Raw genomic sequence first — 15,906 nt, 5'->3', positions numbered from 1 at the left:
CTGCCACACGATCTCCGTAACCGTCGTTCCCCCCGAAACGCTTCGGGGAGCGTATGGCGGCTTGGCCAGGTTTACGGTATTGTTCGATGTACCACTCGTGCAGTGCGATCGCGCAATCGTCTTTGGTTGACTCCTATCGAATGAATTTTGAGACAAGAATCAGGTTGAGACAAGAATCAGGAATAATACCAATTTTCAGGTTTTCGCGAGCGACATTCTTCTCCCCTCTCCCAAATAGGGAGAGGGGTTGGGGGTGAGGGCGATCGACTATCTCTGTCATTAATGAATGAAAAATGGTATAACCACCTGAAAAGTCCAAAAATCGGCAAATAATTGCAAATTGTCAATTGCGAATTGTTTTTATGCCTTACGATTTCCCATATCGGTTTTTATCTTATGCCATCCTTCGATGATTTTTTGATTTTCTCTAGCGATCGCGAGAGCTTCGTTGGGGACATTTTTGGTAATCACCGAACCCGCCGCCACAGTTACGTCTTCTCCAATAGTAACGGGAGCGACGAAAACGCTATTGGCTCCGGTTTTAGTACCGCTGCCGATGTGGGTGTGATGTTTCTTCACGCCGTCATAGTTAGCGGTAATCGTTCCGGCACCGACATTAACGCGATCGCCGATCGTGGCATCTCCAATATAAGATAGGTGAGCCACATTGGTTTTATTTCCAATCGTGGCTTTCTTGATTTCCACAAAATTGCCAATGCGGCAAGACTCCCCTATCCTGACTTCGCCCCGTAAATGGGCATAAGGTCCGATGCGGCAACCAGCTTCTACGTGACTATTACTCACCACGGAATACATTACCGTCACGTTTTCGCCAATCTGACTATTTTCTATCAAACTACCGGGACCGATGCGGCAGCCCGAACCAATCTCGGTATTTCCACGTAAGTGAGTCTGCGGTTCTACGATGGTATCTGGGTGCAAAATTACCGTATCGTCGATGGTGATGCTCTCGGGGTCAATTAACGTCACCCCTGCTGCCATCCAGTAATCTTTAATGCGGGTTTGCAGAATTTGATAGGCTTCTGCTAGTTGTTTGCGATCGTTAATGCCGCTAATTTCTAGATAATCTTCTACATCTACTGCCATCACGGGCTGAAGATAAGCGATCGCCTCAGTAAGATAGTATTCTTGTTGCTTGTTGTTAGCGCTGAGTTTGGGCAGAATTTCCGCAAGTTTCTGCCAATTAAAGCAATAAATTCCCCCATTGATGCGGTGATTTTGTTTTTGGGCGGCAGTACAATCTCGGTCTTCAACGATTTGCGTGACGATATTGTTCCCGTCGCAAAAAACGCGCCCATAGCCTTTCGGATTGGGCAAATGGGCGGTTAAAAGCGTCGCGGCATTTTGATGGGTTTTATGAATTTGTAAGAGCCGTTGGAGAGTTTCCGGTCGCAGCAGGGGAACGTCCCCATTCAGAACGAGCAAATCTCCCGTAAATCCTTCTAAATGGGGCAGCAGTTGCTGAACTGCGTGTCCGGTTCCTAATTGTTCGGTTTGTTCGACAAATTCTAATCCTTGTTGGTGTTGAAGTGCTTCTTTTACTCGTTCTGCTTGGTAGCCAACGATCGCGATCCGCCGTTGCGGGTTTAGCAGTCGGCAACTATCGAGGGTTCTCTCAAGCAGCGATCGCCCGCCTAGAGAATGTAAAACCTTGGGCAGATTTGATTTCATCCGGGTTCCGCGCCCAGCCGCTAAAATTGCTACCGCTACCATTGCTTTAATACTTTTTAACTTCTTCGACTGGAGTATATCGCGTCTCGATTCCGTTGCTCAACAGTTCAAAGTTCAAAGTTTAAAATTCAAAATTAATTTAGGTTTCAAGTCTCTAAATTTAGTTTTGGAAAAAGTAAAATAGCGAAGTTTCTTCTTTCAATCCCCTGACTTCAGGCGTAAACGACCAATTTTGAACTTTGAACTCTAATCTTTGAATTATTTTATCCCGCGTTTACGACGTTATTGCAGTTGCTTGGATAAAGGCGGTAAACTGGTTGACCAGTTCGGGGTTGCGCCAACCTTTCTCGGTTTCTTCAGCAATGACTGCGATCGCTTCGTCGGGGGTTAGGGCTTGTTTGTAGGGTCGCTCGCTCGTGAGGGCAACGTAAATATCGAGAATTTGAAACACCTGTGCTAGCCAAGGAATCTCTTCTCCTGACAAGCCATCGGGGTAGCCGCTACCGTCCCACCGTTCGTGGTGATGGCGGATAATGGGCAATACTCCCCGTCGGTTTTGCATGGGCTGACAAATTTTCTCCCCAACTAAAACGTGCTGCTCGATCAGTTCCCGTTCTTCTGCTGTGAGTTCGCCTTTTTTAAGCAAAACCGCATCGGGGATGCAGACAGTACCGATATCGTGCAGGCGTGCGGCAAAGATCAGATCGCTAATTTCCGTCCCTGAAAGTTGCAGGTATTCTCCAAAGGATTGCGCTAAGTTCTCCAGTTTGGCAAACGTTCTTCCATCTTTTGTAGAACGATTTTCAATCGCGCTAGCAATGGAAAATAAAAGCTGTTCGGTTTGATCTAAGCCTTCATTGAGGCGTTTTTGCTGGATCAATAATTTGACTTTGGTTAACAGTTCGAGGCGATCGAGGGGTTTGGCTAGGAAATCATCGCCGCCAACTTCGCGACCTTTGACTCGCCAGTTTCTATCGTCGGAGGCAGTGATAAAAATTACTGGGATCGAGCGAGTTCTTTCATCCTGTTTCAATCGCTCGCAGATCTCAAAGCCATCTGTGTGAGGCATGATAACATCTAGCAAGATTAAATCTGGCTTGTTGTCGAGGACGACTTTCAGGACATCTTTGCTATCATCGGCTTCTAGGACTTTGTAGCCATCTAGCGATAGCAAATCGACGGCTGCCATCCGGCTGTAGCGGTGATCGTCAACGACTAGGATTTTAGCTTGCTCGGAACTAACTAGAGTACTCACAGCAACAGGATGAATATGAAACTTTACGATCTATACTAACTCTAGTATGGATAATCGTCGTTCTTTTGCACATCAGTTTTTCTACGGAATTTTATTTACGAGAGTCTACTGGAATTGAATTAATATCGGTAAAAACTCTAGACCAACGTTTTTTCCATTGGCTTGTCGGTTCTAGGGAACTCGATCGCTGCTCGATTCGTCGTTGCTCGGCGATCGCTGCGACTGAATTTTGCAGTTGGGGATCGCGATAGGGAATTGCAGCGCGAGTCTGTAAATGTTCGGATTCTTGTTGAGAAAGAGGCGGTAAATCCCGATCGCAAAAACTGGCGACAGTTCCCGGCGATCGTCTGCCAACGCTATTGGATGCGCCAACTCGCAACCCCGCCAATTGTAGGGCAGTGCGCACCGAAGCCGCACAGGAATAGGTGGCAAGTCTGCCATCCGGTTTCAAACAGCGAGCGACAATTGCTAAAAATTCTACTGTCCACAATTGCGGACATTTCGGAGGAGAAAAGGGATCTAAAAAGATCGCATCAGCTTGAAAGCCAGATTGTTGGACTTGTTGAATTTTTTCTCTAGCATCTCCGATTAATAATCGAGCATCTAATCGACCAGTTTTTACCCGATAATTTTCCGCTAATTCTTTTAATAAGTCGGGAATCGGTGGCGACCATCGAACGAGTAGTTGCTCGGCGATCGCTTGACGGGGAACGGAGCGATCGAGTTCTAGGGCAATTAACTCTACCTGACAATCGGGATTCGCTGTCCAAATCGCTTCTAGGGCAGCTGCGCTATTATAGCCCAATCCATAGCAAACATCGAGTAATTTAAGAGAATTGTTAGCCTTAGCTTTTTCTCTTAATTGACAAGGTTCGACAAATTTTTTTTCCGCTTCTTGTTTGGCACCGGAAGAAGAATGAAAGGTTTCGCCAAATTCATCGGAAAAGAAGGTAAAAGAGCCATCGGCAGTGGATTGTAAGGGAAAATGAGGAGTCCTAATCATCCTTTTTGGATTTGCTCTAAATCGGCAGGCGTATTGCAATTAAACAAGATGTTGGCATCGCTGACGGGAAGTTCTCGCACGGGATGTTGCGCTAACCAACCCTGAAAAGATCTGCCACCGCGATCGATAAATTCATTGAGCATAGGCAAACAACGACGGCGATAAAAACCACACAGCGGTTCCCAGCCTTTAGGACTTTTTGGTAATGCCGCGATCGCTTCTGGCGGAGTTGTTTCTAAATAACTCGACCATTTCTGAATCTCAGACTCCGTAAGATTAGGAAGATCGCAAGCGAGTAGCAATACCCATTCAGTTTTTACATAAGTTAATGCTTGGGCAAAGCCAATTAAAGGACCATGAGGTTCAGTTTCCCCTGGTAACGCAACCTCTCGAATCATTTGACAATCGCTAGGAGCGATCGCTTGATATTTTTCTATCCAGGGAGTAATAACATAGACTTGACTGGCACATTGAGTGGCTAGGAGGCAAATTTTTTTCAGGAAAGGTTGCCCCTGGATTTCGATCGCGGCTTTATCTCGTCCCATACGGGAACTCTGTCCCCCAGCTAGAATAATGGCTGCGAACTGTGTCATGGTTTAATCGATCGACCTGCGATCGCCTTCGAGCTTGTATGAAAGATAACGATCCCTTTAAAGAGCAAAAGCTCAATAAATTTCAATTATCGATCTATTTACTTCCGATTGTAGGCTGGGTGCCCGCTCTGTGGACGCTGTATTGGAAAAAAGGCGATCGCGAGCAACAATCTGTCAGCCGCCTGTCAGTTACCTTGACATTAACTTGGCTGCTGGTCTATGTTATCCTGTGGCTGGGAGCGGCACAAACTTCAGAATTTTTGACACTGCGTTTGCTCTATCTGAATGGTTTGCTTACTTCTGGCTATATTCTGACGTGTTTGGGATTAATGATCCGTCTGTGGCAAGGAAAGTCGGTGCGCTTGCCAGGAATTAGTCGCGTTGCTGGAGAAGTGGCTCGTAAGAAGGATATGTAAATCTTCTAACAGATCGTCCCAAAAGTAGAGGATGTGCCGGTTACTCCGCCAAGTGAGACGGCAGAGCCGGCTTGCACTTCGTCATGTTGAGCGTAGCGACAGCAAAGCGAAACATCCCCAATTTTTAAACTCCCTCTCAGTGGCACAATGACGCGGCAAGATAGAGTTAAGGGGGTATGACGACAATAAATCATTCAACTCCAATCCCCGATCTCAACTACCACAAAAACTTTCTCGGAGGTGAGCCATATGGCAAACCAACAACACCTTGCGCTGCTCAAGCAAGGAGTAGCCGTCTGGAATAATTCCAAACAGAGGAATACGATCGTTTGGCCCGATCTCCGCGAAGCGAATCTAGCAGGAAAAAATCTCAGTGGAGCCAGTCTTCCATGGGCAAATTGTATCAAAGCCAATCTGCGCAAGACAAATCTGAGTCAAGCTAACTTGGGAGGAGCCGATCTGCGTTGGGCAAACCTTGAAGAAGCAAATCTGGAAGGAGCCAACCTTAATCGAGCAGACCTACGTCAGGCAAACCTAAGCGGGGCAAACCTCACCCATGTAAAACTCGTCAAAGCAGATTTGCGCAAGACAAATTTGAGCGAAGCCAATTTGCAAGGTGCAGACCTGCGTTGGGCAAACCTCGGCGAAGCCAACTTGGAAAAAACCAACCTCAGCCAGGCAAACTTGCAATGGGTGAATTTCGCTAGAGCAAATCTTAGCGAAGCCAACCTGGAAGATGCAGACCTTAACCAAGCTGACCTTACCGAAGCCACGCTGAAAGGGACAAATTTTGAAGGAGCCAATCTCCAAGGCGTAAGGGGCGAAACAATTCTCGAACCAGAAAAGAGCATGCTTTGCTGAAATTTTTTTGATTTTTGATAGCTAGGAATGACTCCCAGAGAGGCAGCAACCAATTCAGAGCCTACAGATTTAAGGCGAGGTAATTGCGCGATCGAAACGCGATCGAAATAGTAGCGATAACCCGTATCGCTATCGACCTCGGCTGAGTTGAGCAAAGTCACCGATTCTTAACATACATATAGCGACGACTGAGCGTTTTTGCCTTAAGTTAACATCTTGTCCTATAGGGGTAAAGTCAAGCCTTTACTAAGTCGATCATTAATGATGCTTTTTACAAATATTTTTGCGGTTTTACTTAGCTTAACGTCTAGCTAATCATCTTGATTGCGATCCAAGTAGACTATGTATAATAAAAAATATAAGGCTATAAACTTTGTAGTCAAAAAAGGTGTGAGGAAAAGCGAAAAATGTTCAAGATACTGTGGAAATCACTTCTAGTCAGTCCGGCTGTTTTGGTAGCAGCTTTAGCATTTTCATCTGGAGCAAAGGCAGCAGAGGACACGACAAAAACTGAATTCAAACTAAATGCCACATCGGAAATTGAAGCAATATCCTTAGAGGAAAATTCAGCTAAAGATACGACCAAAGCTGAATTTAACCTCAATGCAGCTTCATCGATGCAATTGGCGCAAGCTCAACCGGATGCAACATCTCAAAATAGCGATCCGACATTAAATCAGCTAGACAACTATAGCAACGAAGGTCAAGGCTCTAGAAGCTCTGAGGATCAAGTTACCAGCGTCAACGAACTGAAGGATGTCGCCCCTACTGAATGGGCATATGAAGCGCTTCGGAGTTTGGTAGAACGCTATGGATGTATCGTCGGTTATCCCGACCAGACCTACCGAGGCAACCGCGCTCTAACCCGTTGGGAGTTCGCCGCTGGTTTGAACGCTTGTATGAACACCATGGAGCGTCTCATTCAGGAGAACGTCGCCGTTCTTAAAGAAGATGTCGATACGCTCAAGCGACTGATGCAGGAGTTTGAAGCCGAACTCGCCGCTCTAGGAGCGCGCGTCGATAACTTAGAAGGTCGAGTGGCTTTCTTAGAGGATAACCAGTTTTCTACTACTACTAAACTCCAGGGTGAGGTCATCTTCGCTGCAACGGACACCTTTGGAGAAGATGATAACACCCAAACCGTTTTCGGCGATCGCGTTCGCCTAACGCTCAATACCAGCTTCACCGGAGAAGACCGCTTAGTAACCCGTCTGGCGGCTGGAAACTTGGAGGCGTTTAACGTTACCGGAGATGGAGCGCTAGAGCCTACGACGACCCAAACCTTTAACCTTAAACCAGGCGATAACAATGACGTTGCGATCGATTGGTTGTCCTACTACTATCCCCTCAAATTTGGCGATGACTTTACAATCAATACCTACGTAGCAGCCGTTGGCGGTATTTGGAGTGACATTGCCCCTACTAGCAATCCCTTCTTCGAGGATTTCGACGGCGGTAACGGTGCCCTTTCTACCTTTGCTAGCGAGAACCCAATTTTCAGAATCGGCGGCGGTACGGGGATTGCTGCTAACTTTGACATCGGTCCGGTACAAGTCACAGGTGGTTACCTAGCAAGCAATGCTGCCAATCCTGATGAGGGTTCGGGATTGTTTAATGGCGACTATGCCGTTTTGGGTCAGTTAAACTTCAGTCCTATCGAACGAGTCGAACTCGGTGCTACTTTTGTCCACTCTTACCATAAGGCAGGCAGTCCTATCTTCAGCTTAGGCGGCATTGGTACTGATGCTGGCCCTGGCGATGGTGTAGTTGGGACAAGAGCTATTAATAACTTTAACGACGGATTCGACAGATCGACAATTAACGTCGGACTGCAAGGATCGTTCAGAATCACCGACGCAATTAGCTTTAGCGCCTTTGGTAGCTGGGGCGAAGTCTATGCTCGCGGCGGTAGCGATACAGAATACTGGACTTATGGCGGTGGATTTAGCTTCCCCGACCTCGGTAAAGAAGGAAGCGTGTTGGGTATCTTTGCAGGCGCTCAGCCATATCGAGGAGATGCGCCCGGCGACATCCCAATTCATGTTGAAGCTTTCTACAAGTATCAGCTAACCGATAACATCTCCATCACTCCTGGGGTGATCTGGCTTTCCAATCCCGAACAGGAAGAAGATGGCGACGATGCATTTGTCGGTACTATCAGAACTACCTTTACTTTCTAGAGCAGACTAAACAGTAGCTCTACTTATAGTTCTAGATTCTCTTGAAGCCCTGCTTTTGGTAGGGCTTATTTATTGCTAACATTTGGCTGTCAATTGCGCCAAGAAGCTCGACAAGCCAGCAATACCATCAAAGCCACCTGCTAATCTTCCTTTTCCCTCCTTCCTTCTTCCATTGAAAAGACGTACAATAGAAATTTTGGGATAAAGTGTAAATTAGGAGAAAATCACCTATATGTCTCGCTATAGAGGTCCTCGCCTTAGAGTCGTAAGACGCTTGGGAGAACTGCCCGGCTTAACTCGCAAATCAGCGCGTCGTTCCTATCCGCCAGGACAACACGGCCAAAACCGCAAAAAGCGCTCCGAATACGCTATCCGCTTAGAAGAAAAGCAGAAACTGCGCTTTAACTACGGCGTGAGTGAAAGACAATTACTCCGCTATGTGCGCAAAGCCCGTCGTGCCACGGGTTCTACGGGTCAAACCCTACTGCAATTACTTGAAATGCGCTTGGATAATACCGTCTTTCGCCTGGGAATGGCGGGGACAATTCCAGCCGCGCGTCAGTTAGTCTGTCACGGTCACATTACCGTCAATGGCAAGGTTGTCGATATTCCTAGCTATCAGTGTCGTCCTGGAGACGTAATTGCTGTTAGAGATCGCGACAAATCTCGTCGTCTGGTACAAGCTAATATGGAGTATCCTGGTTTAGCTAACCTCCCCAGCCACTTAGAATTCGATAAAAATACGCTTACGGGTAAAGTTAACGGCGTTGTCGAACGGGAATGGGTTGCCCTATCCGTCAACGAACTACTGGTGGTAGAGTACTATTCTCGACAAGCCTAAGAATTCTGAATTCTGAATTCTGAAAAGACTTGTGTATTCGGAATTCAGAATTCGCTTTTTGGAACTTTTTTGCGATCGCTTTGTAAAAATAGCAACTTTTTTTAAAAAATTAGGGGAGATAGTATATGACTCCTAAGAATTATTACCACAATTATTCGATCGCGCTTTTGAACTATACAAAAAATATCAAGATAAACAATGGAGATTAGTCAATTGCATTTCATTTGAAGTCATGTGATAGGAGGGAGTCAGTAAAGTTCCGACTTTTGACAGTCATTTTGCACAAGCAGGCTTTCAAATTTTGACAGTTTAAATTTCTCCTACCCAAGTAGTCGTTTGTTCGGTCGCTGCAAATCATTAAATCGACTTTAATGTGAAAAAGTTCTGTAACTTTCTGCAAGTTAACCTTTAGTTGCGTCACGATAGACATAGAGGTCCACAATCTGTCGATTTAAGATGAGAGAACACGATGTAGTGATTGTCGGCGGTGGTTTAGCGGGTTGTCGTGCCGCCCTAGAAATTAAACGCACTAACCCAAGTATCGATGTCGCACTCGTTGCTAAAACCCATCCCATTCGTTCCCACTCTGTTGCCGCCCAAGGCGGAATTGCAGCAACGCTAAAAAATGTAGACCCTGAAGATAGTTGGGAGGCACACGCTTTCGATACAGTTAAAGGTTCTGACTATTTAGCCGACCAAGATGCGGTAGAAATCCTTACCAAAGAAGCCCCCGATGTGATTATCGACTTAGAACACATGGGGGTTCTTTTTTCTCGCTTGAGCGATGGCAGAATTGCCCAACGCGCCTTCGGCGGACATTCTCAGAGACGGACTTGTTATGCAGCCGATAAGACAGGTCATGCCATCTTACACGAATTGGTCAACAACCTGCGTCGTAATGGCGTGCAAATTTACGATGAATGGTACGTGATGCAATTGATTGTTGAACAGGGAGAGGCAAAGGGAATTGTCATGTATCATATCTGGGACGGAGAGATAGAAATTGTCCGTGCTAAAGCCGTAATGTTTGCCACGGGGGGCTATGGAAGGGTGTTCAATACGACTTCCAATGACTTTTCCTCCACGGGCGATGGTCTGGCGATGACCGCTGCGGCTGGTCTTCCCTTAGAAGATATGGAATTCGTTCAGTTCCACCCAACGGGGTTGTATCCGGTAGGCGTTCTGATTTCCGAGGCAGTCAGAGGAGAAGGGGCTTATTTAATTAATAGCGAAGGCGATCGCTTTATGGCAAACTATGCCCCCAGTCGCATGGAACTTGCACCCCGCGACATTACTTCCCGTGCAATTACCCTAGAAATCCGCGCCGGACGAGGCATCCATCCCGATGGCACCGCTGGCGGTCCCTTCGTCTATCTAGATTTGCGCCACCTGGGCAAAGAAAAGATTATGAGTCGAATTCCTTTCTGCTGGGAGGAAGCACACCGACTTCTGGGCATCGATGCGGTACATCAACCCATGCCCGTGCGCCCTACCGTTCATTATTGTATGGGCGGGATTCCCGTGAATACGGATGGTCGGGTACGCCGGAGTCCAGACAGTTTAATTGAAGGCTTTTTTGCGGCAGGAGAATGTGCCTGCGTGTCGGTTCACGGGGCAAACCGTTTAGGCAGTAATTCTCTCCTCGAATGCGTGGTCTATGGCAGGAGAACGGGGGCTGCGATCGCCCGGTACGTTCAAGAGCGCAAGTTTCCCGAACTCAATGCCGAAACCTATCTCGCTGCCACCAAAAAAGAAATCCAAAGCCTTCTCGACCAAAAAGGAACGATGCGCATCGGTCAGTTGCGCCAGCTATTCCAAGATTGTATGACAGAGCATTGCGGTGTTTTCCGCAGCGAAGACGCCATGAAGGAAGGCTTGGCAAAAATACAGGAGTTAAAACAAAAATATTCCCAGATTTATTTAGACGATAAAAACACTGACTGGAATACAGAGTTAATCGAAGCACTTGAATTGAGAAGTTTAATGATAGTAGGAGAGATCATTATGGCTTCGGCATTTAACCGCAAGGAAAGTCGAGGCGCACATTCAAGAGAAGATTATCCCCAGCGAGATGACTCCAATTTCCTCAAGCATACTTTGGCGTATTATTCGCCTGCGGGAATCGATATTAACTATATGCCCGTGGTCATCAATCGCTTTGAACCGATGGAACGTAAATATTAAAGAAGCGATCGCGGTTAGTATAGATAGCCATTGTAATTCTGTAATTCCTATGAAACATAGAGACGGATTGACTTATTAATCAATTGAAAACTTCAATCTGATTGGGGTCAGAGACAAATTGAAAACGCATTTCGCTTCCATCTGCCGTTTGTACGACGCATTCGTGTGTTGCTTGTTCGCGATCGGGATTGCCATACAATTCACAAGTCCCAGCCACGAGCGATTCACTAACTTAAACTCATGAATACACCTTCATCTTCATTGAGAGGAATCATGTAAATGACGCGCCCATTATCTAATGACATCTGTACAAAGTAATCTCGACAGTATGAAGTGGCATCTTCATTATCAATTAGAAGTCGCATACAACGACCGCCGAGATGAGCGACATAATTAATCTCTACATTTCCATAAGTTGATGGAGAGTATTCTTGTGCTGCTACGCCCTGATCCGTTAGAACAATGCTTGCAGCAGAAGACAATAAAAGAATGCGTTTTAACATAGCCACAAATTTGAGAACATAACTAGAAATGGCAAATGGCGATTTTACAGTGCCATTGAATTTTTAGAAATTTCTCTTCCAAGCCTTTGTAGAGAGCAAATAAGGGATGATTTGGGGATGACTTGGCTTTCAGCCCATTTCCGCTCGGATCCCCATCAAACTTTTAGGCTCACCTTTGGATGAGAAAGCCGTTATTGAGGATCGCCGCAAACATAATCAGAGCGAACCCAACCACGACTGCCGTTATGGTAGACATTCCACCACCAAAAACCATCCTGACTATATCTACCTGTAACCAAACCTATAAAATGTCCGTTAGGAATTTCTTTAATCTTGCGGAAGTTTTGTCCGGGTCCAGTGCGTAGGGAGAGGCGACCATTAGAATTGCGGGTACAGACTTGGGCATAACTTTCTACGCCAGATGCTACATGGTCGGTAACACCAAGTCCTGGACCAACCTGAGCTTTGACTGGTAGAGCAGCAGTAAGCATTAGTACGCTAATTGTGAAAGTTTTGAACACGGTTTTAAACTCCTTTGTGTGTGAGAAAATTACTGAATGTTAACTTCGAGATATTGGGGTTGATAAGTGCGAACGTAGTTCAACACCAAGTCAAGATCTCTTCGGTTGGTTAGTGCAATGCACCCTGATGTTCCGTCTTCGCCATTATTTTTCTCAAAAGATGGGTCGTAATGAATGCCTAATGCCGAACGTCCAGTCCTAAATAACGGTTGTATAGCGAGGAAGCGATCGCCTGCTTCGGCAATCGTTCCAGCCACAGACGTTTTAGCCACTTTGTAAATTCCATCTGGCAAGGGAGCTTCGGTTCCGGCTTGATGGCGATTTCGGTTTTGGGTATAAGCCCGTCCGCTGACAGTCGTGTAAGTCCCTCTCAACTGCCCATTTGCATAAAGGCGAAGTTCGTAAAGCGGATTACCTAGTGTGTTGGTTAGTCCGGTTGGGGTTAGCGTCATGTAGCTGCCCTGACTGCTCAAGGCAATTGAGTTCTTGCTCTCGTCACCTTTTTCAAAACTCGAATCTGAAGTTGACGCGAACGTGGATTTTTTCGAGTTTAGTTTTTTTGGGGTCAAATTTTCTGTAGGAATTTCAAGAAAGTTAGTCGATTCCACCTCAGTCACTTGTGGGGTTTTTAAAAGATTGGCTTGAGAGTTACAAGCAGAGAAAGTGACGCAACTAAATGATGCCAAGACGAATTCAAAAAGCATAAAAAATCTCTTTTTTATCAAAGATTTTTACCCTGTCACAAGAGCTTTATGCTTTTAAATTAATCGGGTAAGTTGTCGTCAACCTCAGCAAGAATACTAAAGTTTCCACTCTCTTTTTCGAGAAGCTAAGTAGATTTTCTTTCAGCCGATAGACTTAAGGAAACCCACTGAGATTCTCAGAAAAAAACAAGAAAAATTGGTATTATATGACCCGAGTTGAGGGGGGAAATCCCCGTTTACGTCATTATCTAGCTCGACTTCATCGCAAGACGCTATGTTATTCGAAGTCCGAGGAAATGCTGAGACATTCTATCCAGTTGTTAATTGACTACCTTAAGTTCTGGGATGTACCTGTTCGTTACTCTTTCCTCTCACAACTCAGATTCATATCCTAATTCAGCAACGCCGCTTTTTCTAGATGGTGGCGTTGATAACAACAATTGTGTGCTTCTTTTTCCTCTCCGTCTCACCTGCTGGAGAGGATTTTATTATATAGATAACAACAAAAGCTACAAACCCTAGAAGATTATCACGAACGAATGACCAATGACTAATGACCTCATTCGTCTTTCCCAAGCACAACTCAATTTACTCGAAACTTGTCCCCCTCAGTTTCAACGCCTTTATCTCGAACAGTTAGGTTCTCCTCTCAGTCCGCAGCAACAGGAAAAGCAAACTTGGGGAAGTCAGTTTCACCTTTTGATGCAGCAAAAAGAATTGGGATTGTCAATTGAATCGTTAATCGCCCAGGACGAACAACTGCAACATTCAATAACTGCATTAATGAATGCAGCACCTGAAATCTGGCAGTCCGAATCAGGAAGTTGGCGCGAGGCAGAACATTGTCGCACTCTCAGCTTTCAGGGATATTTACTGACAGTAGTTTATGACTTGCTGATGGGCGATCGCGCTAAAGCCAAAATAGTAGATTGGAAAACGTATTTCTTTCCAGAAAATCGCGCAAAACTGGCGAAAAATTGGCAAACGCGACTGTATCTTTATGTCCTGGCAGAAACTACAGATTACTTGCCAGAACAGATCTCTATGACCTATTGGTTTGTTAAGCTTCCTACGCAACCCCAAAGCCTGACGTTTGTATATAACAGTGTCCAACATGAAAAAAATCGCCAAGACTTAACTCGTTTGTTAACCCAGCTCGATCGCTGGCTGGACAATTATTCTAATACTGGAACTTCATTTCCTCATCTGTCTAACTGTCAAGAAAGTTGTCCCTATTATCAATCCTTATTAGAATCTGGCGCTTTTTTAGACAGCGATCGCAAAGCGATCGAGAAAGATTGGATAGCATTCATTGATGAGATTGAGGAAATCTCTATTTAACTGAGTTTGAATATGAAGTTTAATCAAAAAAATCTCATAAACTAAGCGATAAGCCCGCCAAAATCTGTCAATAAAAATTAGATTTTCGTAAACTTTCGTCAAGAGTCTTAATCTAGAGATAAGCGCGACTAAGAAAAAGTAGGAAAATCCTATTTTTTTCAAATGTATCAAAATGTTAAGATTTCAGCTCATCGGCTGATTTGAGAGCAAAGCTAGTAATAGAAATTAAAAATTGCCAAAAAATTAAGTTTTATCCTTAAAGAAGGCATCAAACTTAAGATGCCGATTAAATACCTCAGCGATGAGGGGTAGGAGGAAATATGGGGATCGCTACAGTCAACCCAGCAACCGGAGAAACGCTAAAAACTTTTAAACCACTAACCAATGAAGAACTCGAAGCCAAGCTTGCCCTGGCAGCATCGGCATTCAAATCATATCGCCAAACCTCGATCGCGCAGAGAAGCGAATGGATGAATCGGGCAGCAGAAATTCTAGAAAGCAAGCAGGTAGAGTTTGCCAAGATAATGACCCTGGAAATGGGGAAAACCCTCAAAAGCGCGATCGCCGAGGCACAAAAATGCGCTTGGGTTTGTCGCTACTACGCCGAAAATGCCGCAGAATTTCTCAAAGACGTACCGAGTTCAACCGATGCGAGCAGCAGTTTCGTCCGCTATCAGCCACTAGGGACTATTTTAGCAGTAATGCCCTGGAATTTCCCCTTCTGGCAAGTCTTTCGCTTTGCCGCACCCGCTTTGATGGCAGCAAATGTGGGCATACTCAAACACGCCTCTAACGTGCCTCAATGTGCCCTGGCGATCGAAGCAATCTTTAAGGAAGCAGGATTCCCCGAAGGCGTATTTCAAAGCTTACTCGTCGGCGCCGATCGCGTTGAATCTATAATCAATGACGAACGGGTGAAAGCGGCAACTTTGACGGGCAGCGAACCGGCTGGGATGAGTTTAGCGGCGGCGGCGGGCAAGCAAATCAAGAAAACGGTTCTCGAATTGGGCGGTAGCGATCCCTTTATCGTCACCGAAAGCGCCGATCTCGAAAAAGCCGTCACTACGGCAGTAACGGCTAGAATGCTCAATAACGGTCAATCTTGCATTGCCGCCAAGCGGTTTATCGTCCTTGAGGCAGTGGCGGATGAATTTGAAAAACGTCTGCTGGCTAAATATCAGGCGCTTAAGGTAGGAGATCCGATGGATGAAAATACCGATATCGGTCCCTTAGCAACGCCAAAGATTCTCTGCAATCTCGATCGCCAAGTGCAAGAAGCCGCAGCGTCGGGAGGCAAAATCTTAATCGGAGGCAAACCATTATCGGATCGTCCGGGAAACTTCTATCCGCCTACCATTGTCGCCAATCTTCCTGCCGATTGCGCGATCGCCAAAGAAGAATTTTTCGGTCCGGTTGCGTTATTATTCCGCGCGGCGAATCTCGATGAAGCCATCGAAATAGCCAACAGCACCAATTTTGGTCTGGGGGCAAGCGCTTGGACGAACGATCCCCAAGAACGCGATCGCCTGGTTAACGAAATCGAAGCGGGGGCAGTTTTTATTAATGGCATGGTCAAATCCGATCCGCGCCTGCCCTTTGGCGGCATCAAGCGATCGGGTTACGGTCGAGAATTGGGAATTCAAGGGATTCATGAGTTTGTCAATATCAAAACCGTTTGGATCGCTTAACAATAGTTAAAGTGGAAGTAGGAAATCTTATCAAGATTTATTCGAGCAACTCGATTGGATAAACCGCCTACTATCTAATTTGCCAAGGGATCGATGCGATCGAAGCATCAATTCCAGAGGAAAT

16 protein-coding genes and 1 pseudogene are annotated in these 15,906 nt (G+C 45.7%); 8 read left to right on the top strand and 9 right to left on the bottom strand.

The features are described 5' to 3' along the window. Positions 1-133: 133 nt before the first annotated feature. From NIES593_RS24130 to NIES593_RS11805, 5 genes are all read right to left on the bottom strand, one after another. Positions 134-280, bottom strand: a complete 147-nt coding sequence (locus tag NIES593_RS24130; RefSeq protein WP_175561111.1) for a hypothetical protein — start codon at positions 278-280, stop codon at positions 134-136. Positions 281-360: 80 nt separating this feature from the next. Then, positions 361-1,734 carry a bifunctional UDP-N-acetylglucosamine diphosphorylase/glucosamine-1-phosphate N-acetyltransferase GlmU gene (gene glmU, locus NIES593_RS11820; protein WP_073599765.1) on the bottom strand — a complete coding sequence of 458 codons (1,374 nt, stop codon included), beginning with the start codon at positions 1,732-1,734 and terminating at the stop codon, positions 361-363. 232 nt (positions 1,735-1,966) lie between these two features. Then, on the bottom strand, positions 1,967-2,947 hold the full coding sequence (locus tag NIES593_RS11815; protein ID WP_083602431.1) for a response regulator: 981 nt from the start codon (positions 2,945-2,947) through the stop codon (positions 1,967-1,969). Positions 2,948-3,038: 91 nt separating this feature from the next. Further along, positions 3,039-3,950, bottom strand: coding sequence for a tRNA (5-methylaminomethyl-2-thiouridine)(34)-methyltransferase MnmD (locus NIES593_RS11810; protein WP_073599763.1), 912 nt, complete (start codon positions 3,948-3,950; stop codon positions 3,039-3,041). Further along, positions 3,947-4,543, bottom strand: coding sequence for a molybdenum cofactor guanylyltransferase (locus NIES593_RS11805; RefSeq protein WP_073599762.1), 597 nt, complete (start codon positions 4,541-4,543; stop codon positions 3,947-3,949). The genes NIES593_RS11810 and NIES593_RS11805 overlap by 4 nt, the downstream gene beginning before the upstream one ends. Here NIES593_RS11805 and NIES593_RS11800 point away from each other — a divergent pair. From NIES593_RS11800 to NIES593_RS11775, 5 genes are all read left to right on the top strand, one after another. Then, complete coding sequence (locus tag NIES593_RS11800; RefSeq protein WP_245817444.1) at positions 4,537-4,959, top strand: hypothetical protein; 423 nt, start codon at positions 4,537-4,539, stop codon at positions 4,957-4,959. The two genes, NIES593_RS11805 and NIES593_RS11800, sit on opposite strands and share 7 nt — an antisense overlap. Positions 4,960-5,208: 249 nt before the next feature. After that, on the top strand, positions 5,209-5,820 hold the full coding sequence (locus NIES593_RS11795) for a pentapeptide repeat-containing protein (RefSeq protein WP_073599760.1): 612 nt from the start codon (positions 5,209-5,211) through the stop codon (positions 5,818-5,820). A gap of 407 nt (positions 5,821-6,227) precedes the next feature. Then, positions 6,228-8,000, top strand: a complete 1,773-nt coding sequence (locus NIES593_RS11790) for an iron uptake porin (protein ID WP_073599759.1) — start codon at positions 6,228-6,230, stop codon at positions 7,998-8,000. Positions 8,001-8,232: 232 nt separating this feature from the next. Further along, on the top strand, positions 8,233-8,841 hold the full coding sequence (gene rpsD, locus NIES593_RS11785; RefSeq protein ID WP_073599758.1) for a 30S ribosomal protein S4: 609 nt from the start codon (positions 8,233-8,235) through the stop codon (positions 8,839-8,841). Positions 8,842-9,297: 456 nt separating this feature from the next. Further along, complete coding sequence (locus NIES593_RS11775) at positions 9,298-11,025, top strand: succinate dehydrogenase/fumarate reductase flavoprotein subunit (protein ID WP_073599757.1); 1,728 nt, start codon at positions 9,298-9,300, stop codon at positions 11,023-11,025. A 79-nt stretch (positions 11,026-11,104) separates the two neighbouring features. Here the strand turns inward: NIES593_RS11775 and NIES593_RS24125 are convergent, their stop codons facing one another. From NIES593_RS24125 to NIES593_RS11760, 4 genes are all read right to left on the bottom strand, one after another. Beyond that, complete coding sequence (locus NIES593_RS24125; protein WP_175561110.1) at positions 11,105-11,242, bottom strand: hypothetical protein; 138 nt, start codon at positions 11,240-11,242, stop codon at positions 11,105-11,107. A gap of 10 nt (positions 11,243-11,252) precedes the next feature. Then, on the bottom strand, positions 11,253-11,528 hold the full coding sequence (locus tag NIES593_RS11770; RefSeq protein ID WP_139253685.1) for a hypothetical protein: 276 nt from the start codon (positions 11,526-11,528) through the stop codon (positions 11,253-11,255). 191 nt (positions 11,529-11,719) lie between these two features. After that, the gene (locus tag NIES593_RS11765; RefSeq protein ID WP_073599755.1) at positions 11,720-12,049 is read right to left on the bottom strand and encodes an SH3 domain-containing protein; all 330 of its coding nucleotides are present in this window, start codon (positions 12,047-12,049) and stop codon (positions 11,720-11,722) included. A 29-nt stretch (positions 12,050-12,078) separates the two neighbouring features. Further along, entirely contained in the window at positions 12,079-12,753 is a 675-nt protein-coding gene (locus NIES593_RS11760; protein WP_073599754.1) for a L,D-transpeptidase, read from the bottom strand. A 203-nt stretch (positions 12,754-12,956) separates the two neighbouring features. On the opposite strand from NIES593_RS11760, the pseudogene NIES593_RS11755 reads away from it, so the two are divergent. The 3 genes and pseudogenes from NIES593_RS11755 to NIES593_RS11745 all read left to right on the top strand — a co-directional run. Beyond that, positions 12,957-13,148 (top strand): annotated as a pseudogene (locus NIES593_RS11755) (IS1 family transposase); the annotation flags it as partial. 151 nt (positions 13,149-13,299) lie between these two features. Next, positions 13,300-14,094: a PD-(D/E)XK nuclease family protein gene (locus NIES593_RS11750; RefSeq protein WP_073599753.1), complete on the top strand. Its 795-nt coding sequence runs from the start codon at positions 13,300-13,302 to the stop codon at positions 14,092-14,094. A 320-nt stretch (positions 14,095-14,414) separates the two neighbouring features. Then, positions 14,415-15,782, top strand: a complete 1,368-nt coding sequence (locus NIES593_RS11745; protein ID WP_073599752.1) for an NAD-dependent succinate-semialdehyde dehydrogenase — start codon at positions 14,415-14,417, stop codon at positions 15,780-15,782. The last annotated feature ends 124 nt before the right edge of the window (positions 15,783-15,906 follow it).

This window comes from Hydrococcus rivularis NIES-593, assembly GCF_001904635.1.
In the GTDB taxonomy this organism is placed as follows: Bacteria; Cyanobacteriota; Cyanobacteriia; order Cyanobacteriales; family Microcystaceae; genus Hydrococcus; species Hydrococcus rivularis.
The sequence above is the reverse complement of the archived record's forward strand: the minus strand, read 5'-3'. Positions and strand labels throughout refer to the sequence as shown.

Coding starts and splice junctions, on each gene's coding strand:
- NIES593_RS11775 (WP_073599757.1), top strand. CDS start 9,298: ATGAGAGAACACGATGTAGTGATTGTCGGCGGTGGTTTAGCGGGTTGT.
- NIES593_RS11770 (WP_139253685.1), bottom strand. CDS start 11,528: ATGTTAAAACGCATTCTTTTATTGTCTTCTGCTGCAAGCATTGTTCTA.
- NIES593_RS11790 (WP_073599759.1), top strand. CDS start 6,228: ATGTTCAAGATACTGTGGAAATCACTTCTAGTCAGTCCGGCTGTTTTG.
- NIES593_RS11760 (WP_073599754.1), bottom strand. CDS start 12,753: ATGCTTTTTGAATTCGTCTTGGCATCATTTAGTTGCGTCACTTTCTCT.
- glmU (WP_073599765.1), bottom strand. CDS start 1,734: ATGGTAGCGGTAGCAATTTTAGCGGCTGGGCGCGGAACCCGGATGAAA.
- NIES593_RS11745 (WP_073599752.1), top strand. CDS start 14,415: ATGGGGATCGCTACAGTCAACCCAGCAACCGGAGAAACGCTAAAAACT.
- NIES593_RS11750 (WP_073599753.1), top strand. CDS start 13,300: ATGACTAATGACCTCATTCGTCTTTCCCAAGCACAACTCAATTTACTC.
- rpsD (WP_073599758.1), top strand. CDS start 8,233: ATGTCTCGCTATAGAGGTCCTCGCCTTAGAGTCGTAAGACGCTTGGGA.
- NIES593_RS11805 (WP_073599762.1), bottom strand. CDS start 4,543: ATGACACAGTTCGCAGCCATTATTCTAGCTGGGGGACAGAGTTCCCGT.
- NIES593_RS11810 (WP_073599763.1), bottom strand. CDS start 3,950: ATGATTAGGACTCCTCATTTTCCCTTACAATCCACTGCCGATGGCTCT.
- NIES593_RS24130 (WP_175561111.1), bottom strand. CDS start 280: ATGACAGAGATAGTCGATCGCCCTCACCCCCAACCCCTCTCCCTATTT.
- NIES593_RS11795 (WP_073599760.1), top strand. CDS start 5,209: ATGGCAAACCAACAACACCTTGCGCTGCTCAAGCAAGGAGTAGCCGTC.